This is a genomic window from Streptomyces sp. NPDC005962, assembly GCF_040629205.1.
Lineage (GTDB): Bacteria > Actinomycetota > Actinomycetes > Streptomycetales > Streptomycetaceae > Streptomyces.
The window spans coordinates 1-23,960 of record NZ_JBEXVE010000012.1; the positions used below are offsets into that span (position 1 = coordinate 1).

21 protein-coding genes are annotated in these 23,960 nt (G+C 72.1%); 14 read left to right on the forward strand and 7 right to left on the reverse strand.

All coding sequences use genetic code 11. From position 1 onward, the window contains the following. Positions 1-124 precede the first annotated feature (124 nt). The gene (locus tag ABZ370_RS20945) at positions 125-595 is read right to left on the reverse strand and encodes a hotdog fold thioesterase (RefSeq protein ID WP_358622894.1); all 471 of its coding nucleotides are present in this window, start codon (positions 593-595) and stop codon (positions 125-127) included. Positions 596-671: 76 nt separating this feature from the next. Continuing rightward, complete coding sequence (locus ABZ370_RS20950; protein WP_358622896.1) at positions 672-2,972, reverse strand: FdhF/YdeP family oxidoreductase; 2,301 nt, start codon at positions 2,970-2,972, stop codon at positions 672-674. Positions 2,973-3,116: 144 nt separating this feature from the next. Here ABZ370_RS20950 and polA point away from each other — a divergent pair, with 144 nt between their 5' ends. The 6 genes from polA (at position 3,117) to ABZ370_RS20980 (ending at position 9,837) form a co-directional block, all read left to right on the forward strand. Further along, positions 3,117-5,855 carry a DNA polymerase I gene (gene polA, locus ABZ370_RS20955; protein ID WP_358622899.1) on the forward strand — a complete coding sequence of 913 codons (2,739 nt, stop codon included), beginning with the start codon at positions 3,117-3,119 and terminating at the stop codon, positions 5,853-5,855. 159 nt (positions 5,856-6,014) lie between these two features. Further along, positions 6,015-7,814, forward strand: coding sequence for a lytic transglycosylase domain-containing protein (locus ABZ370_RS20960; RefSeq protein WP_358622901.1), 1,800 nt, complete (start codon positions 6,015-6,017; stop codon positions 7,812-7,814). Between the two features lie 227 nt (positions 7,815-8,041). Next, positions 8,042-8,176, forward strand: coding sequence for an SPW_0924 family protein (locus tag ABZ370_RS20965; RefSeq protein ID WP_358622903.1), 135 nt, complete (start codon positions 8,042-8,044; stop codon positions 8,174-8,176). Positions 8,177-8,193: 17 nt separating this feature from the next. Then, positions 8,194-9,198 (forward strand): DUF3068 domain-containing protein, encoded by a 1,005-nt coding sequence (locus ABZ370_RS20970; protein WP_358622906.1) that lies wholly within the window; start codon positions 8,194-8,196, stop codon positions 9,196-9,198. Between the two features lie 49 nt (positions 9,199-9,247). After that, positions 9,248-9,466: a hypothetical protein gene (locus tag ABZ370_RS20975; RefSeq protein ID WP_234357101.1), complete on the forward strand. Its 219-nt coding sequence runs from the start codon at positions 9,248-9,250 to the stop codon at positions 9,464-9,466. After that, positions 9,463-9,837 (forward strand): hypothetical protein, encoded by a 375-nt coding sequence (locus ABZ370_RS20980; RefSeq protein ID WP_358622909.1) that lies wholly within the window; start codon positions 9,463-9,465, stop codon positions 9,835-9,837. Before ABZ370_RS20975 ends, ABZ370_RS20980 begins: the two co-directional genes overlap by 4 nt. Positions 9,838-9,862: 25 nt before the next feature. Here ABZ370_RS20980 and ABZ370_RS20985 read toward each other — a convergent pair whose 3' ends face one another. Next, positions 9,863-13,018, reverse strand: a complete 3,156-nt coding sequence (locus tag ABZ370_RS20985; RefSeq protein ID WP_358622912.1) for an ATP-dependent helicase C-terminal domain-containing protein — start codon at positions 13,016-13,018, stop codon at positions 9,863-9,865. Positions 13,019-13,033: 15 nt separating this feature from the next. After that, entirely contained in the window at positions 13,034-13,915 is an 882-nt protein-coding gene (locus tag ABZ370_RS20990) for a methyltransferase domain-containing protein (RefSeq protein WP_358622914.1), read from the reverse strand. Positions 13,916-14,270: 355 nt separating this feature from the next. On the opposite strand from ABZ370_RS20990, the gene rpsA reads away from it, so the two are divergent. The 4 genes from rpsA (at position 14,271) to ABZ370_RS21010 (ending at position 18,134) form a co-directional block, all read left to right on the forward strand. Further along, positions 14,271-15,779 carry a 30S ribosomal protein S1 gene (gene rpsA, locus ABZ370_RS20995; protein ID WP_358622916.1) on the forward strand — a complete coding sequence of 503 codons (1,509 nt, stop codon included), beginning with the start codon at positions 14,271-14,273 and terminating at the stop codon, positions 15,777-15,779. Between the two features lie 206 nt (positions 15,780-15,985). Next, positions 15,986-16,930: a PAC2 family protein gene (locus tag ABZ370_RS21000; RefSeq protein ID WP_358622919.1), complete on the forward strand. Its 945-nt coding sequence runs from the start codon at positions 15,986-15,988 to the stop codon at positions 16,928-16,930. A gap of 26 nt (positions 16,931-16,956) precedes the next feature. Next, positions 16,957-17,562 carry a dephospho-CoA kinase gene (coaE, locus tag ABZ370_RS21005; RefSeq protein WP_358622922.1) on the forward strand — a complete coding sequence of 202 codons (606 nt, stop codon included), beginning with the start codon at positions 16,957-16,959 and terminating at the stop codon, positions 17,560-17,562. 200 nt (positions 17,563-17,762) lie between these two features. Next, a complete protein-coding gene (locus ABZ370_RS21010; protein ID WP_358622925.1) occupies positions 17,763-18,134 on the forward strand; it encodes a tetratricopeptide repeat protein in 372 nt (123 codons plus the stop codon). Between the two features lie 32 nt (positions 18,135-18,166). On the opposite strand, the gene ABZ370_RS21015 is transcribed toward ABZ370_RS21010, so the two are convergent. Further along, positions 18,167-18,442, reverse strand: coding sequence for a DUF6343 family protein (locus tag ABZ370_RS21015; protein ID WP_358623529.1), 276 nt, complete (start codon positions 18,440-18,442; stop codon positions 18,167-18,169). A gap of 118 nt (positions 18,443-18,560) precedes the next feature. Between ABZ370_RS21015 and ABZ370_RS21020 the strand changes: the two genes are divergently transcribed. Both ABZ370_RS21020 and ABZ370_RS21025 read left to right on the forward strand, forming a co-directional pair. After that, positions 18,561-19,694, forward strand: a complete 1,134-nt coding sequence (locus ABZ370_RS21020) for an ADP-ribosylglycohydrolase family protein (RefSeq protein ID WP_358622928.1) — start codon at positions 18,561-18,563, stop codon at positions 19,692-19,694. 71 nt (positions 19,695-19,765) lie between these two features. Continuing rightward, entirely contained in the window at positions 19,766-20,497 is a 732-nt protein-coding gene (locus tag ABZ370_RS21025; protein WP_358622931.1) for a hypothetical protein, read from the forward strand. A gap of 355 nt (positions 20,498-20,852) precedes the next feature. Here the strand turns inward: ABZ370_RS21025 and ABZ370_RS21030 are convergent, their stop codons facing one another. Then, the gene (locus tag ABZ370_RS21030; protein ID WP_358622934.1) at positions 20,853-22,076 is read right to left on the reverse strand and encodes an aromatic acid exporter family protein; all 1,224 of its coding nucleotides are present in this window, start codon (positions 22,074-22,076) and stop codon (positions 20,853-20,855) included. A gap of 78 nt (positions 22,077-22,154) precedes the next feature. Between ABZ370_RS21030 and ABZ370_RS21035 the strand changes: the two genes are divergently transcribed. Continuing rightward, positions 22,155-22,616: a type II toxin-antitoxin system PemK/MazF family toxin gene (locus tag ABZ370_RS21035; protein ID WP_358622937.1), complete on the forward strand. Its 462-nt coding sequence runs from the start codon at positions 22,155-22,157 to the stop codon at positions 22,614-22,616. A 21-nt stretch (positions 22,617-22,637) separates the two neighbouring features. On the opposite strand, the gene ABZ370_RS21040 is transcribed toward ABZ370_RS21035, so the two are convergent. Further along, the gene (locus tag ABZ370_RS21040; protein WP_358622940.1) at positions 22,638-23,180 is read right to left on the reverse strand and encodes a DUF1697 domain-containing protein; all 543 of its coding nucleotides are present in this window, start codon (positions 23,178-23,180) and stop codon (positions 22,638-22,640) included. A gap of 89 nt (positions 23,181-23,269) precedes the next feature. On the opposite strand from ABZ370_RS21040, the gene ABZ370_RS21045 reads away from it, so the two are divergent. Next, positions 23,270-23,917: a uridine kinase gene (locus ABZ370_RS21045; RefSeq protein ID WP_358622942.1), complete on the forward strand. Its 648-nt coding sequence runs from the start codon at positions 23,270-23,272 to the stop codon at positions 23,915-23,917. The last annotated feature ends 43 nt before the right edge of the window (positions 23,918-23,960 follow it).

Below are 23,960 nucleotides of genomic sequence, written 5' to 3' on the forward strand. Positions count from 1 at the left end.
GCTGGGGGGCGCCGCACCCGACCCCCGCGCCCCAGCCCCCCAACCCCCGCCCCCCCCGGGACGAGCACCCCGCCGCCCCCCCCGGCCCCCGGGGGGTGGCGCTTCTTGCTTCTGCGATGGGCCGTTACGGCTTCGGCAGGCCCTCCGCCTCGCGCAGCAGGCAGGTCAGCCGGGCGGTGCACACCCGGCGGTCCTGCTCGTCGCTGATGACGATCTCGTACGTGGCGGTCGAGCGCCCCCGGTGGACGGGCGTGGCGACGCCGGTGACCAGGCCGGAGCGCACCCCGCGGTGGTGGGTGCAGTTGAGGTCGACGCCCACCGCGATGCGGCCGCTGCCGCCGTGCAGCATGGAGCCCACCGAGCCGAGGGTCTCGGCCAGCACGGCGGAGGCGCCGCCGTGCAGCAGCCCGTACGGCTGGGTGTTGCCCTCCACGGGCATGGTGCCCACGACCCGCTCCGCGGAGGCCTCGACGATCTGCACGCCCATGCGGGCGCCGAGGTGACCGGCGGAGAACAGCGCGGGGAGGTCGACGCCGAGTGCCGCGTACTCGTCGATGACCTCTTGCGGGAACTTCACGCTGGTCTGCTCGCCCATCGGAACCGGCTCCGTTCGGTTGTGTGCGGTGTCCACCTTCTTATCAGGCTTCTTATCAGGCGTGCTGAGCGAACGCTTAGACGGGGTGGGTGGGTTCCAGCCGTATCACCACGGACTTGCTGGCCGGGGTGTTGCTGGTGTCCGCGGTGGAGTCCAGCGGGACCAGGACGTTGGTCTCCGGGTAGTACGAGGCGGCGCAGCCGCGGGTGGTCGGGTAGTGGACCACCCGGAACCCGGCGGCGCGCCGCTCGGTGCCGTCGGTCCACTCGCTGACCAGGTCGGCGTACGCCCCGTCGGCGAGCCCCCGCTCGCGGGCGTCCTCGGGGTGGATCAGCACCACCCGGCGGCCGTTCTTGATGCCGCGGTAGCGGTCGTCGAGGCCGTAGATGGTGGTGTTGTACTGGTCGTGGGAGCGCAGGGTCTGCAGCAGCAGCCGGCCCTCGGGGGCGGTGGGGTACTCGACCGGGGCGGCGGTGAAGTTGGCCTTGCCGGTGGTGGTCGGGAAGCTGCGGCTGTCGCGCGGGGCGTGCGGCAGTGCGAAGCCGGAGGGGTTGGCGACCCGGGTGTTGAAGTCCTCGAACCCGGGGATGACGGCCGCGATGCGGTCACGGACCGTGGCGTAGTCGCGCTCGAACTCCTCCCAGGGGGTGGTGCTGTCCGGGCCGAGCGCCCGCCGGGCCAGTCGGCAGACGATGGCCGGTTCGGAGAGCAGGTGCGGGCTCGCGGGCTCCAGCCTGCCGCGCGAGGCGTGCACCATGCCCATCGAGTCCTCGACGGTGACGAACTGCGGCCCGCCGTCCTGGATGTCCCGGTCCGAGCGGCCGAGGGTGGGCAGGATCAGGGCGCGGGTGCCGGTGACCACGTGCGAGCGGTTGAGCTTGGTGGAGACGTGGACGGTCAGCCGGGCGGCGCGCATGGCGGCCTCGGTGACGTCGGTGTCGGGGGAGGCGGCCACGAAGTTGCCGCCCATGGCGAAGAAGACCTTGGCCTCGCCGTCGCGCAGCGCGCGGATGGCGCGGACGACGTCGAAGCCGTGCCCGCGCGGCGGGGCGAAGCCGAACTCCTTCTCCAGGGCGTCCAGGAAGGCCGGGGCGGGCCGCTCGAAGATGCCCATGGTGCGGTCGCCCTGCACATTGCTGTGGCCGCGCACCGGGCACACCCCGGCGCCGGGGCGGCCGACGTTGCCGCGCAGCAGCAGGAAGTTGACGACCTCGCGGATGGTGGGCACCGAGTGCTTGTGCTGGGTCAGGCCCATGGCCCAGCAGACGATGGTGCGCTTCGAGTCCAGGACCATGCGCAGCGCGCGCTCGATCTCGTCCCGGGTGAGGCCGGTGGCGGCCAGCGTCTCGTCCCAGTCGGCGGCGCGGGCGGTGGCGGCGAACTCCTCGAAGCCATGGGTGTGCTCGCGGATGAAGTCCTCGTCGATGACGCCCGCGCCCGCTTCGCCCTCGCTCGCTTCGAGGATGAGCTTGTTGAGGACGCGGAAGAGGGCCTGGTCGCCGCCGAGCCGGATCTGCAGGAAGAGGTCGGTGAGCGAGGTGCCGTTGCCCGCGAGGCCGCGGGCGTTCTGCGGGTTCTTGAACCGCTCCAGGCCCGCCTCGGGCAGCGGGTTGATGGAGATGATCTTCGCGCCGTTGGTCACCGCTTTCTCCAGGGCGGAGAGCATGCGCGGATGGTTGGTGCCCGGGTTCTGCCCGGCGACGATGATCAGGTCGGCCTTGTGGAGGTCCTCCAGCGACACGCTGCCCTTGCCGACGCCCAGGGTCTCGGTCAGTGCCGAGCCCGAGGACTCGTGGCACATGTTGGAGCAGTCGGGGAGGTTGTTGGTGCCGAACTCGCGGGCGAAGAGCTGGTAGAGGAAGGCGGCCTCGTTGCTGGTGCGGCCGGAGGTGTAGAAGACGGCCTCGTCGGGGGAGTCCAGGGCCCGCAGTTCGTCGGCGATGATGTCGAACGCGCGGTCCCAGCTCACCGGCTCGTAGGCCTCGGCGCCCTCGTCCAGGTACATGGGCTGGGTGAGCCTGCCCTGCTGGCCGAGCCAGTAGCCGCTGCGGGTGGTGAGGTCGGCCACCGGGTGGGCGGCGAAGAACTCGGGGGTGACCCGGCGCAGGGTCGCCTCCTCGGCGACGGCCTTGGCGCCGTTCTCGCAGAACTCGGCGGCGTGCCGCTTCTCGCCCTCGGGCCAGGCGCAACCCGGGCAGTCGAAGCCCTTCTTCTGGTTGACCCGCATGAGGGTGAGGGCGGTGCGGCGGATTCCCATCTGCTGATGGGCGATGCGCAGCGAGTGCCCGACCGCGGTGAGCCCGGCGGCGGCGTGTTTGGGGGGTGCGACCTCGGGCGCGTCCTGGACCGGATCGCCTGCGGGCGGCTTGGCTGCCATGTCGCTCCCCTTGTGTTGGCTCGGCGTGTGCAAGGCCTGTTCCCCCTCGATCCTTTCATGAGTCACCGACTCCGGAGCCACCCGGGAGGCGCCGGGGGTGGGAGGCGGAGAGCGTTGTCGGTGGGGCGTGGCAGGATCGGGGGCGTGGCAGAGAAAGCATCGAAGAAGACCGCAGCGCCCGCCCCCGACCGTACGGGGGACGACCGTCCCCGCCTGCTCCTGCTGGACGGGCATTCCCTGGCATACCGGGCGTTCTTCGCGCTGCCGGCGGAGAACTTCAGCACGACCTCCGGCCAGACGACCAACGCGATCTACGGCTTCACCTCGATGCTGGCGAACACCCTCCGTGATGAGCAGCCCACGCACCTGGCGGTGGCGTTCGACGTCTCGCGCAAGACCTGGCGCTCCGAGCAGTTCGCGGAGTACAAGGCGAACCGTTCCAAGAGCCCGGACGAGTTCAAGGGGCAGGTCGAGCTGATCGGCGAACTGCTGGACACGATGAACGTCACGCGCTTCGCGGTGGACGGCTTCGAGGCGGACGATGTGATCGCCACCCTTGCCACCGAGGCCGAGGCCGAGGGCTTCGAGGTGCTGATCGTCACCGGTGACCGCGATTCCTTCCAGCTGATCACCGACCATGTCACGGTGCTCTACCCGACCAAGGGCGTCTCCGAGCTGACCCGGTTCACCCCCGAGAAGGTCCAGGAGAAGTACGGCCTCACCCCGCGCCAGTACCCGGACTTCGCGGCGCTGCGCGGCGACCCGTCGGACAACCTGCCGGGCATTCCTGGGGTCGGTGAGAAGACCGCCGCGAAGTGGATCAACCAGTTCGGGTCGTTCCAGGAGCTGGTGGAGCGGGCCGACGAGGTCAAGGGCAAGGTCGGCGAGAAGCTGCGCGACCACCTGGAGGCCGTCAAGCTCAACCGGCAGCTGACCGAGCTGGTCAGGGACGTGGAGCTGGGCACCGGCCCCGACGGCCTCAAGCGCATTCCGTACGACCGGGACGCGATGTCCGTCGTGCTGGACGCGCTGGAGTTCCGCCACCAGAACTTCCGCGACCGGATTCTGGCCGTCGACCCGGGCGCGGCCGAGGAGGAGCCCGCCGCGGCGGCCCCCGGCGTCGAGGTCGACGGGGTGACGCTCGGCGCGGGCGAGCTGGCGCCCTGGCTGGCGGACCGCGGCGCCGAGCCGCTGGGTCTGGCCGTCGTGGACACCTGGGCGCTGGGCAGCGGCAGCGTCAGCGAGGTCGCACTGGCCACCGCGGGCGGGCCCGCGGTCTGCTTCGACCCCACGGAGCTGGACGAGGCCGACGAGCGGGCCTTCGCGGCCTGGAGCGCGGACCCGGACCGGCCGAAGGTGCTGCACAACGCCAAGGGCACCATGCGGGTCTTCGCCGAGCACGGCTGGTCCGTCGCGGGCGTCTCGATGGACACCGCGCTCGCCGCGTATCTGGTCAAGCCGGGCCGCCGTTCCTTCGAGCTGGACGCCCTGTCGATGGAGTACCTGGGCCGTGAGCTGTCCCCGGCGGCGGCCGCGGACAGCGGACAGCTCGCCTTCGGCGCCGACGAGGAGGCCGAGCAGGACGTCCTGATGATCAAGGCCCGTACGGTCCTCGACCTCGGCGAGGCGTTCCGGGGCCGGCTGGAGGAGGTCGGCGCGGCCGGGCTGCTGAGCGATGTGGAGCTGCCCACCTCCGAGCTGCTGGCCCGGCTGGAGCGCTCCGGTATCGCCGCCGACCGCGGCTGGCTGGACCGCATGGAGCAGCAGTTCGCGGGCGCCGTCCAGCAGGCGGTGAAGGAGGCGCACGCCGCGGTGGGCCACGAGTTCAACCTCGGCTCGCCCAAGCAGCTTCAGGAAGTGTTCTTCGGTGAGCTGGGCCTGCCCAAGACGAAGAAGACCAAGACCGGGTACACGACGGACGCCGACGCGCTGGCCTGGCTGGCCGGGCAGACCGACCACGAACTCCCGGTGATCATGCTGCGCCACCGGGAGCAGGCCCGGCTGCGCTCCACCGTGGAGGGGCTGATCAAGACGGTCTCGCCCGGCGGCCGCATCCACACCACGTTCAACCAGACCGTGGCGGCGACCGGCCGGCTGTCGTCGACCGACCCGAATCTGCAGAACATCCCGGTGCGTACGGACGAGGGCCGGGCGATCCGGCGCGGCTTCGTCGTCGGCGAGGGCTTCGAATCCCTGATGACGGCCGACTACAGCCAGATCGAGCTGCGGGTGATGGCCCATCTCTCCGAGGACGAGGGCCTGATCGAGGCGTTCACCTCCGGTGAGGATCTGCACACCACAGTCGCCTCCCAAGTGTTCGGCGTCGCCAAGTCCGAGGTCGACCCGGAGATGCGGCGCAAGATCAAGGCCATGTCGTACGGCCTGGCGTACGGGCTCTCGGCGTTCGGCCTCTCAGGGCAGCTGGGCATCGGCCCGGACGAGGCGCGCCGCCTCATGGAGACCTTCTTCGAGCGGTTCGGCGGGGTCCGCGACTATCTGCAGCGGGTGGTGGAGGAGGCGCGCGCCGTCGGCTACACGGAGACGATGCTCGGCCGCCGCCGCTACCTGCCCGATCTCACCAGCGACAACCGGCAGCGCCGCGAGATGGCCGAGCGGATGGCGCTGAACGCTCCGATCCAGGGCACCGCCGCCGACATCGTCAAGATCGCGATGCTGAAGGTGGACGCCGCGTTGACGGCGGGCGAACTCTCGTCGCGGATGCTGCTCCAGGTGCATGACGAAATCGTGCTGGAGATCGCGCCGGGGGAGCGGGAGCGGGTCGAGGAGCTGGTGCGGCGCGAGATGGCCGGTGCCTTCCAACTGCGCGCTCCGCTGGATGTGTCGGTGGGCGTCGGCACCGACTGGGAGTCGGCCGCCCACTGAGGGGCGCGCCCGGCCGCCTGGCGGAACCGTCAAGGCCCCGGCCCTGAATGGCTGCTGACGGGTGGTGGGCAGCGGTGGTCGCGGGGCCGTAAGTTGTCGTAGTGTCACCAGGGTTGACGCGCGGGGGAGCGCATCGTGTTCGACGGGAGGGACGCACGGATGGCACCGTTTATCGGCCGACGTCTGCGAAAAGGGGCGGCCACGACGGCGGTGGCGGCGGCCGCGATGGCCGCTCTCACCGCATCTCAGGCGCCCGGGTTCGCCGCCCAGGAGCATGGCGACGGGGACCACCGGGACCGGGACCGGGCCAGTGGGGCGCAGCCGTCGCCCGATACGCCCATCGACGGCGACTCGTCGTACCACACCGATCTGCCGCCCCTGACCAAGCCGGACAAACCGGGCTCCTCGATCGACCTGCCGGGGTTCCCGGGCAGTAGCGCCAAGGCCGAGGCGGGTATCCCGGCGAGCGTCCTCGCCGCGTACAAGAAGGCGGAGGCGTCGCTCAGGGAGTCCAAGCCGGGCTGCAACCTGCCGTGGCAGCTGCTGGCCGCGATCGGCAAGGTCGAGTCCGGCCAGGCCCGCGGCGGCAACGTGGACCAGGAGGGGACGACCGTCAGCCCCATCCTCGGCCCGGCCCTCAACGGCAACGGCTTCGCCCTGATCAAGGACAGCGACGGCGGCGAGTTCGACGGGGACACCACCCACGACCGGGCCGTCGGCCCCATGCAGTTCATCCCGTCCACCTGGGCGGGCTGGGGCAGGGACGGCAACGGCGACGGCCGCAGCGACCCCAACAACATCTACGACGCGGCGCTCGCCGCCGGGAACTACCTGTGCGCCAAGAACCGTGACCTGTCCGTCCAGGCGGACCTCAACGCCGCGATCCTCGGCTACAACCGCTCGCAGGAGTATCTGAACACCGTCCTGTCGTGGTTCGAGTACTACAAGAGCGGCACCCATGAGGTTCCCGACGGCGCCGGTGTGCTGCCCTCGGAGCGGAGCGACCCGCCCGGTGACGGCTCCACGGCCGGCTCGAAGACCGGCTCCAAGGAGTCCGGCAAGGGCAACGGTTCCGGGAAGGACAAGGGCGACGGTTCCGGCAAGGGCGGCGACCCTGCGCACACCCTGCCCAAGCCCGACGACGGGCGCGGCGGGTCCACGTCCCCCTCGCCCGACCCGGGCGACGACGGCCCGGGCCTCCCGACCCTCCCGACCACGCCGACCACGCCGCCCACCACCCCGGCCCCCAAGCCCACCGGCACCGCCAAGCTGACCGCGGTCGGCGCCAAGCAGCTCACCGCCACCGCCGGTGAGACGTTCAGCGGGTCCCCCAAGATCCTCGCGGTGGACGCCAAGGGCAAGCCGGTGGCGGCGGCGCGCGTGAAGTACGAGATCCGCGGCGAGACGAGCGCCCGCTTCATCGGCCTCCTCCGTTCCGCCACGGTGCTCACCGGCCCCGACGGCACCGCCACCGCGCCCAAGCTGCTCGCGGGCGAGCGGGCCGGGTCGTTCACCCTGCGTGCCACGGCCGTCGGGCACGAGAAGGTGGCCCCGGTCGACTTCGCCGGGACCGTCAAGCCCCGCCCCGTACCGCAGGCCGCTGCGCTGGCCCGCCTCGGCGACAGCGTCCTCAAGACCGGGACCGGCGGCTCGTTCGCGGATCTCCTCACGGTCAAGGCGACCTACAAGGGCAAGGTCGCGGCGGGCGTCCCGGTCACCGCGACCATGATCACGGACGCCAAGAAGCCCGAGCTCAACGACAAGGGCCCGTACTTCCTGGACGCCAAGGGCAAGCCGGTCCGCACCCTGACCGGTCTGAAGACCAACGCCCTGGGACAGCTGACGCTGCCGAAGATCCTCACCGACCAGCACGAGGGCAGCTACCTGCTCCGTCTCACCACGGCCGACGGCGGCGTCCTGGACGTCGAGCTGACCGTCACCCCGGCCGCCGCCTCGTAGCGGCCGCCGACGCGGCCGCCGACCGGGCACACCGCCCAGCGGCCGCCGACCGGGCACACCGCGCGCTGCCCCCGAGCCCTCACCGGGCCCGGGGGCGGCGCGTTCGCGTTCAGCCGTTCTGGTTCTCATCTGCGCCCCCCGTTGCTACGGTGCCCCAGCCCCGGCCGATCTGACGTCACGTCAGTTCTGGCCGTATCCGCCTCGTACCGGAACCACGGGAGGCCCGCATGCGCGCCCTCGCCGCCGCCGCGATCGGACTCGCCGCCGCCCTCGCCCTAGTCTTCACGGTGACGGCCATCGGCGCCCCCGGCGGCACCACCTCCCCCAAGCCGCTGCTCACCACCGTCCCCGAGCACCCCTGAGGGAGGGACGCCCCGCCATGCGCCGCAAAGCCAGCCTGGTACTGCTCGCCTTCGCCGTCTTCTTCGCCGCCCTCGGGCCGCTGGTGCGCTGGTACGCCTTCCCCCGGCTCGCCAAGATCCCGCCCAGCGAGTACCAGACGGCGGTCCTGGAGGCCCGCCCCGCCACCCTGCTCGACTACGCCACCATGAAGCCCCGCACGGTCTCCAAGGTCAGCATCGTGCAGACCCTGCGCGGGAATGTGGGCGCGGCCGAGAAGGCCGGGAAGGAGACCGGGCGCGACGTCGTCGTCTGGGACGCCCTGTCCTACATCCAGGGCCCCGACGGCAAGATGGTCTCCCGTATCCCCGAGCGCTACGTCTTCGACGCCCACTCCCAGGACCCGGTGCACGCGGGCGGCGAACACGTCGACGGTGACGCCGTGCGCCGCGAGGGCATCGAGTACAAGTGGCCCTTCCTCACCGAGAAGCGCGACTACCGCTACTTCGATGCCCAGACCCGCACCTCCGCGCCCATCCACTACAAGGGGACCCGTCAATTCCGTGGTCTGACGGTGTACTACTTCGAACAGACCATCCCCTGGACCAAGGTCCCGCTGCCCAAGACCATGCCGGTCGACGGCGTCACCCCGGAGACCGTCCGCAAGGCCGGAACCTCCCGCTGGTACACCACCAAGCGCATGTTCTGGGTCGAGCCCACCACCGGCGCGCCCGTCAACGGGCAGGAGATCCACCGCGAGGAGCTGCGCGGCGGCACGCTGCTGGGCGGCCGGGACCGGGTGACCGTCTTCTCCGGCCATGTGAAGATGCGCGAGGACTACATCGCCCACACGGTCAAGATGGTCAGCTCCCAGCGGCAGCTGGTCCTGGCCTTCACGACGTATCTGCCCTGGGGCTTCGGGGTGCTGGGCGCCGGACTGCTCGCCCTCGCGCTGCTGCTGGAGGCGCGCGGCCGTCGGGAGGGGGCGCTCGGGCAGGGCGTGCGGCGACGGCTCGTCAACCTCCGTCCCCGCGTTCCCTCCTGATAGTGATGCCGGTAGTGATCTCGGTAGTCGGCTGGCTAGCATGCGCTCCATGCCGGGTATCACGATCGAGTTCACCGAGCAGGAACTGGCCGAGCTGCGCGCGGAGGCGAAGGAGAAGGGCGTGGCCATCAAGCGCCTCGCCCACGACATACTGACCGAGGACGTCGTGCGGCGGCGCCAGAAGCAGCGCTTCGTCGAGGGCGCCGTGCGGTTCGCCATGGGATACAAGGCCGAGTTCGAGCGGGAGTTCCCGGAAGGGCTGCGTTGATCCTGTACGTCGACGCCGGCTGGGTGCTCAACGTGCAGGTCGATGTCTCCCCGGTGAACACCCCCGTGCGTGACTGGGGCGCACTCCACTGCATGAGCGAGCGGCACCGCTACGAACGGTTCGCGGGCGAGCCGTACTACGAGGAGGCCGCGGCCCGCGCCGCGACCTTCCTCCACACCTCGCTGATCCTGGAACCGTTCTCCGACTACAACGCGGTGATCGGCGCCGCCTGCGCCCAGATGTACCTGGAGGAGTCCGGCGAGGCGATCGCCCCGCCGTCCGGCGCCATGGTGGGCCTCATCCGCGACATACGGGACAACCGGCTCCGCCTGAGCGAGACCGCCCGGCGGCTGCGCGCCTGGGCCGCATGAACCCGGTGCCGTTCAGCGGCGGTTGTCAGCGGCGGTTGTTGGTGCGCCGCGTCGGCTCGGCCACCGTCGGGTCCTCCGGCCACGGATGCTTGGGGTAACGGCCGCGCAGCTCGGCCCGTACGGACCGGTAGCCGTCCCGCCAGAACGACGCCAGATCGGCCGTGACCGCGGCCGGACGCCCCGCCGGTGACAGCAGATGCACCAGCAGCGGCACCCGCCCGCCCGCGATCCGCGGCGACTCCTGCCAGCCGAACAGCTCCTGCAGCTTCACCGCCAGCACCGGCTGCCCGTCCCCGTACTCGATCCGTATCCGCGACCCGGTCGGCACCTCGACTCGCTCCGGCGCCAGCTCCTCGAAGCGCGCCGCGTCGCCCGTCGCCCACGGCAGCAGCCGGGCCAGCGCCTGACCGGCGTCCACCCGCCCCAGATCCGCCCGCCGCCGGGCCCGGCCCAGCTCCACGCCCAGCCACGTGTCGGGGTCCGCCAGCAGCGCCGCCTCCGACACCTCCGGCCAGGGCGCCCCCAGCTCCCGGTGCAGGAACGCCATCCGCTGCCGCACCGCCGTGGCCTGCGCGGACCACCGCAGCAGCCCCGTCCCTTCGCGGCGCAGCCCCTCCAGCAGCGCCGCGTGCACGAGCGCCGGGTCGGGCGCGGCCAGCGGCCGGGCCACCAGCTCGATCGCCCCGAGCCGGGACACCCGCCGGGCGACGACGTCCCCGTCGGCCCAGTGCACCTCCTCGCCGTCCGACCCCAGCGCCGCGGCCGCCGTACGGGCCGTCTCCTCGTCGGTGACGGCGGCCAGCCGCACCCGCGCCGACGCGGCGGCCACCGGCCGGTCCGCGACCGCCACGGCCAGCCACGGCGCCCCGCCCAGCCGCGACCCGTCGCCCAGCTCGGCCCCGGTCCCGGCCGCCATCAGATAGGCCCGCCCACCCCGAAGCCGAGCCACCCGCTCGGGAAACGCCAACGCGACGATCAGCCCCGCGACGGCATCCTCGGACCGCGCCGCACCCCCCTGCCCCTGCGCCCGGCCCGGGCCCCCACCGCCGCGCCCCACGGTGTCGTCGGCGCGCCGGGTACCCCGGCTGCCACCCGGCCCGGCGGCCGGAGCCACCCTGCCCCGCTGTCCGCCCCCGTCCGGAGCGCCGGGTGCGGTCACCGGTTGGTCGGTTCCAGCGCCCGCGCGCTCGGCTTCGGCCCCGGCGCCCGGGGCGGCCTGCCCGTCCGGGGGCGTTGCCGAGGTGGGCCTGCCGCGTGCGTCCTGGCGGCTGCCGGGCGGCTGGCTGGTGTGCGGCCGCTCGCCCCCGCCTGCGGTCCCCGGCTGGCCGGTTCCGGCGCCCGCGCGCTCGGCTTCGGCCCCGGCGTGCGGCGCGGCTTGCCCGTCCGGGGGCGTCGCCACGGTGGGCCTGCCGTGTGTGGCCTGGTGGCTGCCGGGTGGCTGGCTGGTGTGCGGCCGCCCGCGCTCGCCGGGTGCGGTCCCCGGCTGGCCGGTTCCGGCGGCCGGGCGTTCGGCCTCGGCCCCGGGGTCCCGGGTGGCCTGCCCATCGGTGGGCGCCGCTGACGACGGGCCGGGGGCGTCATCCCTACGCGTGCGGCCCGTGGTTCCGGTGATCGCGTGTTCCAGGCGGCGGGCCTCCTGGCGCCAGCGGGTGGCGTACGGGTCGCCGCCGTGGCGGGCGGTGCGCCAGGCGGCGGCCAGGTCGTCGCCGTACTCGCGCGGCGGCTCCTCGCTCAGCAGGGCCACCACCTCGGCCGCCCGGCGGGCGCCGACCTCGGGGGCGGCGTCGATGAGGGCGCGGGCGAGGCGGGGGTGGAGGCCGAGGCGGGACATGCGGCGGCCGCGCTCGGTGGCGCGTCCGGTCGCGTCGACGGCGCCGATCGCGCTCAGCACCTCGCGCGCGGCCGTCATGGCCCCGGCGGGCGGTGGGTCGAGCAGGGCGAGGCCGGACGCGTCCGGCTCGCCCCAGCACGCGGCCTGGAGGGCGAAGGCCGTCAGGTCGGCTTCGGCGATCTCCGGGGACGGGAAGCGCGGCAGCCGGGCGTCCTCGGCCTCCGGCCAGCAGCGGTAGACCGTGCCCGGCGCCTCGCGCCCGGCGCGTCCCGCGCGCTGCCGGGCCGCGGCCCGGGACGCCCGTACGGTCGTCAGCGCGCTCAGCCCCCGCGCGTGATCCATGCGCGGCTCGCGGGCGAGGCCGCTGTCGACGACGATCCGTACGCCCGGCACGGTCAGGCTCGACTCGGCGACCGAGGTCGCCAGCACCACTCGCCGCCGGCCGCCGTCCGCGCCCGCGAGCACGGATTCCTGTACGGCGGCGGGGGCCCGTCCGTGGACCTGGAGGACGTCCGCGTCGGCGCCGCCCAGCAGCCCGGCCACCCGGCCGATCTCGCCGACGCCGGGCAGGAAGCACAGCACGTCACCGGACCGCTCGCGCAGCGCGCGCCGCACCACGTCCGCGACGTGTTCGAGCAGGGCCGGGTCCACCCGCATCCCGTGCGGTGGCCTTACGGGACGTACGGGCGGAGTCCACACCACCTCCACGGGGTGCGACACGCCCGGGGCCGAGACGACCGGAGCGGGCTGTGAGCCGTCACCGCCGCCCAGCAGCCGCGCCCACCCCTCCGCGTCCGTCGTCGCCGACGCGGCGATCAGCCGCAGCTCCGGGCGCAGGGTGGCCTGGACGTCCAGCAGGAAGGCGGCCGCCGTATCGGCGTCCAGGTGCCGCTCATGGCATTCGTCCAGGACGACGGCGTCGACTCCGGCCAGCTCCTGGTCCCGCTGCAGCCGCTGCACCAGCACACCCGTGGTGACCACCTCGACCACGGTGCGGGGCCCGGCCTGCCGCTCCCCTCGTACGGTGAAGCCGACTCGTTCGCCGGTCCGCTCGCCCAGCAGCCACGCCATGCGCCGCGCGGCGGCCCGCGCCGCGATCCGGCGCGGCTCGGCCACCAGGACCCGCCGTGCCGACGGCCCCCCGTCGCCGTCCAGCAGTCCGGCCAGGACGAGCGGCACCAGGGTGGTCTTGCCGGTCCCGGGCGGTGCGCACAGCACCGCCGACCCCCGCTGGTCGAGGGCGTGCAGCAGCTCCGGTACGGCGTCGCGGACGGGCAACTGCCCAAGGATGTCCGTGCGGATGCCCGTCCCGATGTCCGTCCCGATGTCCGTGCGGATGTCCCTGCGCATGGCCGATCCCCCCGCTCAGTCCCGCTCGCAGACGAAGACGGCCGTACCCGGAATGAGGCCGCCGCGCAGCGGGGACCAGCCGCCCCACTCCTGACGGTTCCACGCGGGCCATTCCGGTTCCACGAGGTCGATCAGCCGGAAGCCCCCGCCCGCGACGTCCCGTACCCGGTCACCGAGGGTGCGGTGGTGCTCCACATAGACGGCACGGCCCTCGTCGTCCTGTTCCACATAAGGGGTGCGGTCGAAGTACGAGCCGGAGATGCTCAGCCCTTCGGGCCCGGGCTCGTCGGGGAACGCCCACCGCACCGGATGCGTCACCGAGAAGACCCACCGGCCGCCCGGCCGCAGCACCCGGCGCACCTCGCGCATCACCCGTACCGGCTCCGCGACGAACGGCACCGCCCCGTACGCCGAGCAGGCGAGGTCGAACGAACCGTCCCGGAAGGGGAGCGCGGTCGCGTCGGCCTGGACCAGCGCGACGCCGGACGGGCCGGGGGCGGCCGCCTCCGCGTCGATCCGGCGGGCGTGCCGCAGCTGCCGGTGGGAGATGTCGAGCGCCACGGGGCGGGCCCCGCGCGCCGCGAGCCAGCGCGAGCACTGCGCCGCGCCCGCGCCGACCTCCAGTACGTCGCGTCCCTTCAGCCGGTCCGCGGGCCCGAGCAGCCCGGCCTCCTCCTCGTCGAGCCCTTCCGGGCCCCAGATGAACCGGTCGTCGCCGAGGAAGGCGCCGTGTTCCTCCTGGTATTCGTCCGCGTTGCGGTCCCACCAGCCGCGGCTGGCCCGGCTGCTCTCCGTGTCGTCGGCGATCCGGCGGGTGGCGGTGGGCTCGGAGGCCTCGGGCGGCTCGGGGACCCCGGCGGCCTCGAAGGCAGCGCTGGGCTTGTGTTCTTGGACCATCAGGCGCGTCGTCGTACTCTCTGTATCGACCTGTGACTGCGGGGCACGGCAAGGGACCGCGTCGCAGCAGTGACTTGCAAATTGCCGGGTTCGGGGCGTTAGACCCCACGTGCGCTCTTCGTGCATTGACCATGCCCGGCCGCCCCCGTATGCTACAAGTTGCGCTGCGGGCCTGTGCGACTCAGACGGAGCAGGCCGCGCTCGCATCTGTTGTAAGTCCCCTCGGTTGTCGAGGCGCTTTTCGGGCTCTCGGAAAGATCACGCCTCACAGGCTGGCCGGCTTCGGCAGTGCGATAGAGGGTCCTCGGCGTAGCAGTACCTACGACTCAATGTCCGTACCGGAGCCCTTTCCCACATGACGAGCAGCACCGAGACCACCGCCACCACCCCGCAGGTTGCGGTCAACGACATCGGTAACGAGGAAGCCTTCCTCGCCGCGATCGACGAGACGATCAAGTACTTCAACGACGGCGACATCGTCGACGGCGTCATCGTGAAGGTCGACCGGGACGAGGTCCTGCTCGACATTGGTTACAAGACCGAAGGTGTCATCCCGAGCCGCGAGCTCTCGATCAAGCACGACGTCGACCCCAATGAGGTCGTCGCCGTCGGTGACGAGATCGAAGCCCTTGTTCTCCAGAAGGAGGACAAGGAAGGCCGCCTGATCCTCTCGAAGAAGCGCGCCCAGTACGAGCGCGCCTGGGGCACCATCGAGAAGATCAAGGAAGAGGACGGCATCGTCACCGGTACCGTCATCGAGGTCGTCAAGGGTGGTCTCATCCTCGACATCGGCCTCCGCGGCTTCCTCCCCGCCTCCCTGGTGGAGATGCGCCGCGTTCGCGACCTCCAGCCCTACGTGGGCAAGGAGCTCGAGGCGAAGATCATCGAGCTGGACAAGAACCGCAACAACGTGGTCCTGTCCCGCCGTGCCTGGCTGGAGCAGACCCAGAGCGAGGTCCGTCAGACCTTCCTCACCACCCTCCAGAAGGGTCAGGTGCGCTCCGGCGTCGTCTCCTCCATCGTCAACTTCGGTGCCTTCGTGGACCTGGGTGGCGTCGACGGTCTGGTCCACGTTTCCGAGCTGTCCTGGAAGCACATCGACCACCCGTCCGAGGTCGTCGAGGTCGGCCAGGAGGTCACGGTCGAGGTCCTCGACGTCGACATGGACCGCGAGCGCGTCTCCCTGTCGCTCAAGGCGACGCAGGAAGACCCGTGGCAGCAGTTCGCCCGGACCCACCAGATCGGTCAGGTCGTCCCGGGTAAGGTCACCAAGCTCGTTCCGTTCGGTGCGTTCGTCCGCGTGGATGAGGGCATCGAGGGTCTGGTCCACATCTCCGAGCTGGCCGAGCGCCACGTGGAGATCCCGGAGCAGGTCGTCCAGGTCAACGACGAGATCTTCGTCAAGGTCATCGACATCGACCTTGAGCGCCGCCGCATCAGCCTCTCGCTGAAGCAGGCCAACGAGGCCTTCGGCTCCGACCCGTCCGTGGTCGAGTTCGACCCGACCCTGTACGGCATGGCCGCGTCCTACGACGACCAGGGCAACTACATCTACCCCGAGGGCTTCGACCCCGAGGCCAACGACTGGCTCGAGGGGTACGAGAAGCAGCGCGAGGAGTGGGAGCGTCAGTACGCCGACGCGCAGACCCGCTTCGAGCAGCACCAGGCGCAGGTCATCAAGTCCCGCGAGGCCGACGAGCAGGCCGCTGCCGAGGGAGCGACCAGCGCTGCCCCGGCGCCCGGCGGCGGGCAGGCTTCCGGCGGCGGTTCGTACTCCTCGGAGTCGGCCGACAACTCCGGCGCCCTGGCGTCGGACGAGGCGCTGGCCGCGCTCCGCGAGAAGCTGGCCGGTGGCCAGAGCTGAACCGCTGTGCCGCTGACCGCTAGCGGCACCGGCTGATCGACCGTGAGGCCCGCTCCCCTTCGGGGGAGCGGGCCTCACGCATGTCCCGACGCATGTCTGGGGGCGCGGACGGCCATGATGCGCACAGGAGTTGTGGCCGGGGTCCGGGAATGCGCCCGCCCCCGTGTGGTGTTTTCGCGTACGGAACACAAGGAGGAGCGGTCACAGTGCTTGATCCGCAGGATTTGTACGCATGGGAACCGAGCGGACTCGCGGAGGTCGACGCGATAGCCTCCCGGGATTCGGCCGGGCTGGTGCTGCTCTACCACTTCGACGGCTATATCGACGCGGGGGAGACCGGCGACCAGATCGTGGAGCGGCTGCTCGACGGGCTGCCGCGGCAGGTCGTCGCCCGCTTCGACCACGACCGGCTCGTCGATTACCGGGCCCGGCGCCCCCTGCTCACCTTCCAGCGCGACCGATGGACCGGCTACGAGACCCCGGCCATCGAACTCCACCTGGTGCGGGACGCGACCGCGGCACCCTTCCTGCTGCTCTGCGGACCCGAACCGGACGTGGAGTGGGAGCGGTTCGCGGCCGCGGTGCGGCAGATGATCGAGCGGCTCGGCGTGCGGCTCGCCGTGAACTTCCACGGCATCCCGATGGGCGTTCCGCACACCCGGCCGGTGGGCCTGACCCCGCACGGCAACCGCACCGATCTGATGCCCGGCCACCGCGGTCTCTTCGACGAGGCCCAGGTGCCCGGCAGCGCCGAGTCGCTGATCGAGTACCGGCTCGGCGAGGCGGGCCACGACGTGCTCGGGGTCGCCGCCCACGTCCCCCACTATCTGGCCCGTTCCGCCTACCCCGACGCGGCGCTCATCGCGCTGGAGGCGGTCACCGCGGCTACCGGTCTGGTGCTGCCGGGCGCCGCCCACGCGCTGCGCAACGAGGCGCTGAAGACGCAGGAGGAGATCGAGCGGCAGGTCTCGGAGGGGGACGACGAGCTGGTCGCGCTCGTACGGGGCCTTGAGCACCAGTACGACGCGGTCGCCGGGGCCGAGAGCCGCGGCAACCTGGTCGCGGAGCCTGCCGAACTGCCGTCGGCGGATGAGCTGGGCGCGGAGTTCGAGCGCTTCCTGGCCGAGCGGGAGGGCGAGGGCGGCGCCTGAGCGGCGGTCCGTATAGCGTGGGCCCCATGCTGAAGCTGGGGCTCACGGGCGGAATCGGCGCGGGCAAGAGCGAAGTCTCGCGGATCTTGGTCTCTTACGGCGCGATTCTGATCGACTCCGATCGGATCGCCCGTGAGGTGGTCGAACCGGAAACCCCCGGCCTCGCCGCCGTCGTCGCCGAGTTCGGCCCCTCAGTGCTGACCGCCGACGGCCGGCTCGACCGGCCGAAGCTCGGCGGGATCGTCTTCAACGACCCCGAGCGGCTGCGTGCCCTGAACGCCATCGTCCACCCCCTGGTCCGCGACCGCTCCGCCGAGCTGCAGGCGGGCGCCGGGCCGGAGGCGGTCGTCGTCCACGACGTCCCGCTGCTCGCCGAGAACGGCCTGGGGTCCCTGTACGACCTGGTCCTGGTCGTCGACGCCACGCCCGGAACCCAGCTCGACCGGCTGGTGCGGCTGCGCGGCATGACCGAGGACGAGGCGCGGGCCCGGATGGCCGCCCAGGCGACCCGCGAGGAGCGGCTGGCCGTCGCCGACGTCGTGATCGACAACGATGGCCCGCTGGAGGGGCTGGAGCCGCAGGTCCGCAAGGTCTGGACGGAGCTGGTGGAGCGGGCGGCCACCACGGGCTGAGGCCGGGCGGCTACCACCGGCTGAGGCCGGGCGGCCGACGGCGGGGGTTGCCCGGCGGCGCGGACGGGAATGCGGCGGAGCGGGGTGATTGTTGTGCTGCCCGTACCGACGATCATCGCCGAGGGAACACTCCGAGGGAACACCGAGGGATCACCGCATACGGGGCCAACGATCACGCAAGCCCGGGGAAGGAAGCGGCTGTGTCCGAGCCCACGCCCGAGACCCACGTCATCGACTACCGCGCCGCGGAGCAGCTGCTCGCCGCCCGAGATCCGCGAGGCGCCGTCAAGCTGCTCGACTCGGTCATCACCGCCCACCCCGAGAACACCGCGGCCCGGCTGCTGCGGGCCCGCGCGTTCTTCGGCGCGGCCCAGCTCCGCGCCGCGGAGCTCGAATTCCACATCGTCCTGGAGCGCGAGCCGGCCAACGCGTTCGCCCACTTCGCTCTCGCCCGTACGCTGGAGCGCGCCGACCGCCGGGCCGAGGCCACCCGCCACTTCCGCCTCGCCGCGGCGCTCGATCCGCGCCCGGACTTCGTGGAGGCGGCGCGGTTCGGCGAGCAGCAGGGCTGAGCCGAGCCGGGGCGGTCGCGCGGCGCGGGTCCCTAGCGCCGCCGCCCCCTGACCGGCGCGTACGGCGGCACGTCCCGCCCCGGCTGGTAGTGCGGCCCCTGCCGGATGTGCCGGATGACCAGGACCAGGTCGACCACGGTGATCGCGGCGAGGGCCGCGCAGGCGGCCGCCCAGCCAGGCCTGCCCGCCAGTACGAAGGCCACCGTGCCGCCCGCGGTCCACAGCAGCCCCCAGGCGGCGAGCCACAGCCGCATGCGCAAGGGGGTGCGCGCATGTGCGGGCTCATCGCCCGTTCGGATGAATCGCATCGACATCGCACCGTCTCCTTCTTCGACGCTACCGCGCCAGTCCTGTCGGTGTGATCTGCGATCATGTGCTGAGCACACAGCAGCTGTGCTTTCACCCGCGCACGCAGAGGAGTCGCACGTGATCCAGCAGTCATGGGACGAATCGGCTGCCCGGCGAGCCCGCATCCGCGGGTGTCTGCTGGGCGGCGCGATCGGTGACGCGCTCGGCAACCCGATCGAGTTCGCCTCCCTGTCGCGGATACGCGAGACCCATGGCGGGGCGGGCGTCACCGGCCTCGTCCCGGACGAGAGCGGCGTCATAGGCCGGATCACCGACGACACCCAGATGACGCTGTTCACGACCGAGGGGCTGATCCGGGCCCACGCCCGCGCCTCCGCCCAGGGCACCGGGGGCGACGAGATCGGCATGGTCCGCCAGGCGTACATACGCTGGCTCGACACCCAGAACTTTCCCGAGCCGCCGCCCCCGAGGACCCCGGACGACCCCCGCCGCACCGGCTGGCTGCGCACCCATCCGTGGCTGTACGCACGCCGCGCGCCCGGCAACGCCTGCCTCTCCGGCCTCTTCGAAGGCCACATCCCTTCCATGGACGTTCCCCTCCATGGCGGCCCGGGCCCGGTGAACTCCGGCTCCAAGGGCTGCGGCACCGTGATGCGGTCGGCCCCGTTCGGCCTCACCGGCCTGCCCGCGCGCGACTGTTTCGAACTGTCCGCCCGCTGCGCCCAGATCACCCACGGCCATCCGACCGGCTACCTCGCGGCGGGCGCCATGGCCGCGATGGTCGCCTACCTCCTCGACGGCGACTCCGTGGAGGGCGCCGCCCTGCGGACCCTGGAAATCCTGCGCGGCTATCCGCGGCACGAGGAGACCATCATCGCCCTGCGCCGCGCGATCGACCTGGCGGCCGGGGGCAACCCCACCGCGGAGAAGGTCGAGTCGCTCGGCGGCGGGTGGATCGCCGAGGAAGCGCTGGCCATCGGGGTCTACGCCGCCCTGGCGGCCCCCAGCCTCCCGGCGGGGCTGCTGCTGTCCGTCAACCACTCGGGCGACAGCGACTCGACCGGCTCGGTCTGCGGCAACCTGCTGGGCGTCCACCACGGCGATCTGCGCCTGCCGCCATCCTGGCTGGCGCAGGTGGAGGGCCGCGGCACGATAGCCGAGCTGGCCGACGACTTCGCCTACGCGTTCCACCGCTCGGCCGAGCCGTACGGCGCCGCGATCTTCCCCCAGGACCGCTACCCGATCCACTGACCCTCACTGCTGAACCGGCCCTCACCGTTAATCGGTCGAGTGTGCGGACGGCCTTTGTTAACGTGCGTGACGTGGCGAAACTCAATCAGATCATCGCCGTGGAGAAGGGCGTCAAGGCCAAGTCCCACCAGGACCTGACGGCTGCCCACCACGGTCTGCAGAAGCCTGCCTTGCTCGCAGGGATATCCCGTACGTACCAGCCGAAGGACGAGGAGGGCGAACAGCTCCCGCCGGAGTCCACCCGCGTCCAGGTCAAGGCCGAGGACGTGCTGCGGGACACGGCGGCCACCCTGACCCGCCTCTTCGACGTCACCGCCACCAAGGACTGGTCGAACTGCACGGCGACGGCGGATGTGTCGGTCGAGGGCCGCACGCTGCTGCGCGACGCCCCGGTCGCCTACCTCCTCTTCCTGGAGAAGCAACTGGCCGACCTGGGCGCCTTCGTCCGCAAGCTGCCGGTCCTGGACGCGGCCGAGTCCTGGTCCGTGGACCCGTCCACGGACTCCTGGAAGACCGAGCCGGTGCGCACCGTCCGTACGAAGAAGGTCCCCCGCAACCACGTCAAGGCGGAGGCCACCGAGAAGCACCCGGCCCAGGTCGAGGTCTACTACGAGGACATCCCGGTCGGCTACTGGACCACGGTCAAGTTCTCCGGCGCCCTCCCGGCCCGCAGGGTCAACGAACTGCTCGACCGCGTCGAAAAGCTCCAGCAGGCGGTCAAATTCGCCCGCGAGGAGGCCAACGCCATCGAGATCACCGATCAGAAGGTGGGCGACGTGGTCTTCGGCTACCTCTTCGGGTAGCGTCATGAACCCCCCGTCGGCCGCAGCGCGGACGGGGTGCGCGAGGAGCGCAAGCTGAACCTGAAGCTTGTCGTGACGGCGCGATCCGCCCCCAGAGGCAGGCCGCGATCAATCTCAGACTCTCGCTCCAGACTCAGCATCCGCCGCCGATCGCCGCATCGACCGGGCTGGGCTTGGTCGTCGGATGCCGGTTCAAGTCCGGCCCGCGCAGCTTTTCTTCCGATGCGCGGTAGTTCAAAGGCAGAACACGACGACATGATGACTGACCCAAGCCCTTAAACGATGCGACGTGCGCAGCTGGGCGGCACCCAAGGACCCGGGGCAGGCTACGCCCCCGGGTCCGCTTCTTTGGCTGTCACACAGGGTGACTGCCGTCCGTTCGGCGGCTGCGGAGGCGGCGTCGGAGGTTGTGGAGGCGGGGGAAGCGGTCGCGTTTTTCTCGGGTGCTGCGGTCGAGTTCTTCCATGAGGCGCCGGGAGCGCTGCTCCATGTCCAGTTCGGCGAGGATGCGGTCGACCTCGGCGAGCAGGGCGCCCTGGAGCTGCCATTGGCCCGGGTGGCGTTGGACGCGGCGGAGGAGGAGGTGGGCGGCTGTCTCGCGGCTGGTGTGGGCCCGGGACAGCTCGGTGGCCAGGCGGGATTCGGCCTCCTCGGCGCTGGCGCTGATCGAGCTGGTGACCAGGATGGCGAAGCTTTCGACGGCGGCGGCGGTGTGGTGGAAGAGGTCCTCCAGTGCCGCGGCCACGTCCGGGGGGAAGAGGGGTTCGTCGGTGCGCGTCTTGGCGAGGTCGGTGAGGGTGCGGGTGAGGACGCGCAGGACGACCGTGCAGATCTCCAGGGTGTCCAGGCCGGTGCGCAGCACCACCCGGTGCAGCAGGCCCTCCTTGACCCGGGGGTTGAGGCGGACGCTGTCCTCGGCCTGCCGGAGGGCGGCGTCGACCTGGGAGATGTCGTGGTCGAGGCGGCGGGCCTCGTGGAGGCGGGCGGCGGCGCGTTCGACCGGGGTGTGGCTGCCCAGTTCCTCGGCCATGTGCAGCAGGAGCTGACGCATCCGGCGGGCGAGGTCCACGATGGACTCGCTCGCGGTGCGCACCCAGACGGGCGGTGCGAACAGGAAGTTGAAGGCCAGTCCGACGACGGCCCCGATCAGGGTTTCCAGCACCCGGGACCAGGCGGTGGTGGTCACCTGGCTCACGCCGAGGACGAGCATGGCGCTGATCGCCACTTCGGGGACGAATTCGCTCACGCGCGCGAAATGACCGGCCGTCAGTGAAGCGAGAATGATCAGACCCAGGCTCCACCAGGTCAGCCCGACCAGGATGGAGAAGGCGATGGCGAGCAGGACGCCCACCACCACGGCGTTCACCCGGCGGATACCGGTGGTCAGGGTCGCGAAGAGGGTCACCTGCACCACGAGCAGCGCGGTGAGCGGGGCGGTCAGCGGGGCGGCTTCGGTGCTCAGCTGGAGGGCGACGACGTACGCGATGGTCGCGGCCGCCGCGGATCGCAGGGTCTGGACGACGACGGGGGCATTGCCGCGCTTGACGAGGTCTGCCACCGGGTCGAGGACATCAGGCACATGCTTGTCCCTTCCCGCTGCGCGCGTACGGGCACCGCGACGCCGCCCGGCCACCTCGGACGGGCTAACGTGTGGGGCGTGATCAGGCCATTCAAGGGACCCGAAGACGACGAGGCGCTGCCCGGGAGCACCGGCCCCACCGCCACAGTGGAAGCCGAGCCGAGCCAGGTCGGGCGGGTACGCACGGAGTACGCACCCGATCCGGACGGGGACCCCGATCCGGGCGAGATCGTCTGGACGTGGGTTCCGTACGAGGAGAACGACGGCCGCGGCAAGGACCGGCCGGTGGTGGTCGTCGCGCGGGAGCGCGGCGGCACGCTGCTGGCCGTACAGCTGTCGAGCAAGCGGCATGACGACGACCGCGAGTGGGTGGGGATCGGCGCCGGGCCGTGGGATCGGGCCGGGCGCGACTCCTGGGTCGACCTGGACCGCGTCCTGCGGGTTCACCCGGACGGCATGCGGCGCGAGGCGTGTGCGCTGGACCGGCCGCGCTTCGACCTGGTCGTGATGCGGCTGCGGCAGCGGTACGGCTGGCGCTGAGGCCCGGCCGCGAACGGAGGATCAGGCGTCGGCCAGCGCCAGCAGCTTGGTGACCGTGTTCCAGTTGCGGGCGGTGGCCGTCACCCCGAGCCGGGGGTTGCCGAGCTTCGCGGCCAGCTTGGAGCGGCCGAGTCCGCCCGGGCAGAACAGATGGATCTCGCGCCCGATGAGCCGGAACTCGTCCGGCGCGTACGCGGCCGGGTCCAGGGCGTCCAGCGCCGAGGTGTCGGTGGGCACGTCCGACAGGAAGATCACATGCAGGGTCTTGGGCTCGGCGGCGGCGCCCGGGTACGGGGTGGCGGCGACGGTAGCGGCCAGCTCGTCGCGGGTCCGCACCATCACGGGGACGGAGAAGCCCAGGTCGGCGGCGAAGGCGTTTTCGAGCGTGCGGGCCGTGCGGTCGGGCGGGGTGCCGGGGTCGGCGAAGACGATGTTGCCGCTCTGGAGGTGGACGGTGACGTCCTCGAACCCCAGCTCGGCCATCAGCGCGCGCTGCCGTGCCATCGGGAACTTCTTGTTGCCGCCCACGTTGATGCCGCGCAGCAGGGCGATCTGGGAAGTCATGGGCGGGTACTCCTGACGTGACACGGTAGGTCCGCGGCGAGCGTAACCCGCGGCCCACCGCGCCAGGAGGGGCACGGCATCATGGGGGCGTGCGGCTGGAAGCGATCACCTGGGAACGGCTGACCGACGCGACCGCCGACCGCATCGCCGGGATGACGGCGGCGGACGGCGGGCCCTGGCTCAGGGTGGCGGTCGACGGCGCGCCCGCGGCGCGTCCGGGGGAGCTGGCCCGGGACCTCGCGGAGGCGCTGCGGATACGCGGGCGCCCGGTGCTCATGGTCGCGGTGGCGGGCTTTCTGCGGCCCGCGTCGCTGCGCTACGAGTACGGGAAGCGGGACGCCGACGCGTACTACGACCGCTGGCTGGACACCGGAGCCCTGTGGCGCGAGGTCTTCGGTCCGCTGGAGCCGGGCCCTGGCGGCACCGGGCGGGTGCTGCCCGACCTGTGGGACCCGGCGACCGACCGGGCCACCCGCAGCCCCTACGCCGAACTGCCGCCGGGCGGGGTGCTCCTGCTGTACGGCGGGCTGCTGCTGGGCCACTGGTTCCCGTTCGACCTGTCGGTGCATGTGTGGCTGACGCGGGCCGCCCTCGGCCGCCGCACCGAGGAGGACGAGCGCTGGACGCTGCCCGCCTTCGCCCGGTACGAGGACGAGGTGCGGCCGGTCGAGAGCGCGGATGTGGTGGTGCGGGCGGACAACCCCCGGCATCCGGCGTGGCACCGCCCGGAACCGTAGGGACCCTCGCGGGCCCCTGCGGAGGGCTGCTGCCGGAGAACCG

Coding starts and splice junctions, on each gene's coding strand:
- ABZ370_RS20950 (WP_358622896.1), bottom strand. CDS start 2,972: ATGGCAGCCAAGCCGCCCGCAGGCGATCCGGTCCAGGACGCGCCCGAG.
- ABZ370_RS21040 (WP_358622940.1), bottom strand. CDS start 23,180: ATGACTTCCCAGATCGCCCTGCTGCGCGGCATCAACGTGGGCGGCAAC.
- ABZ370_RS20975 (WP_234357101.1), top strand. CDS start 9,248: ATGCCGGGTATCACGATCGAGTTCACCGAGCAGGAACTGGCCGAGCTG.
- ABZ370_RS20990 (WP_358622914.1), bottom strand. CDS start 13,915: ATGGTCCAAGAACACAAGCCCAGCGCTGCCTTCGAGGCCGCCGGGGTC.
- rpsA (WP_358622916.1), top strand. CDS start 14,271: ATGACGAGCAGCACCGAGACCACCGCCACCACCCCGCAGGTTGCGGTC.
- ABZ370_RS20945 (WP_358622894.1), bottom strand. CDS start 595: ATGGGCGAGCAGACCAGCGTGAAGTTCCCGCAAGAGGTCATCGACGAG.
- ABZ370_RS20970 (WP_358622906.1), top strand. CDS start 8,194: ATGCGCCGCAAAGCCAGCCTGGTACTGCTCGCCTTCGCCGTCTTCTTC.
- coaE (WP_358622922.1), top strand. CDS start 16,957: ATGCTGAAGCTGGGGCTCACGGGCGGAATCGGCGCGGGCAAGAGCGAA.
- ABZ370_RS20965 (WP_358622903.1), top strand. CDS start 8,042: ATGCGCGCCCTCGCCGCCGCCGCGATCGGACTCGCCGCCGCCCTCGCC.
- ABZ370_RS20985 (WP_358622912.1), bottom strand. CDS start 13,018: ATGCGCAGGGACATCCGCACGGACATCGGGACGGACATCGGGACGGGC.
- ABZ370_RS20960 (WP_358622901.1), top strand. CDS start 6,015: ATGGCACCGTTTATCGGCCGACGTCTGCGAAAAGGGGCGGCCACGACG.
- ABZ370_RS21015 (WP_358623529.1), bottom strand. CDS start 18,442: ATGCGATTCATCCGAACGGGCGATGAGCCCGCACATGCGCGCACCCCC.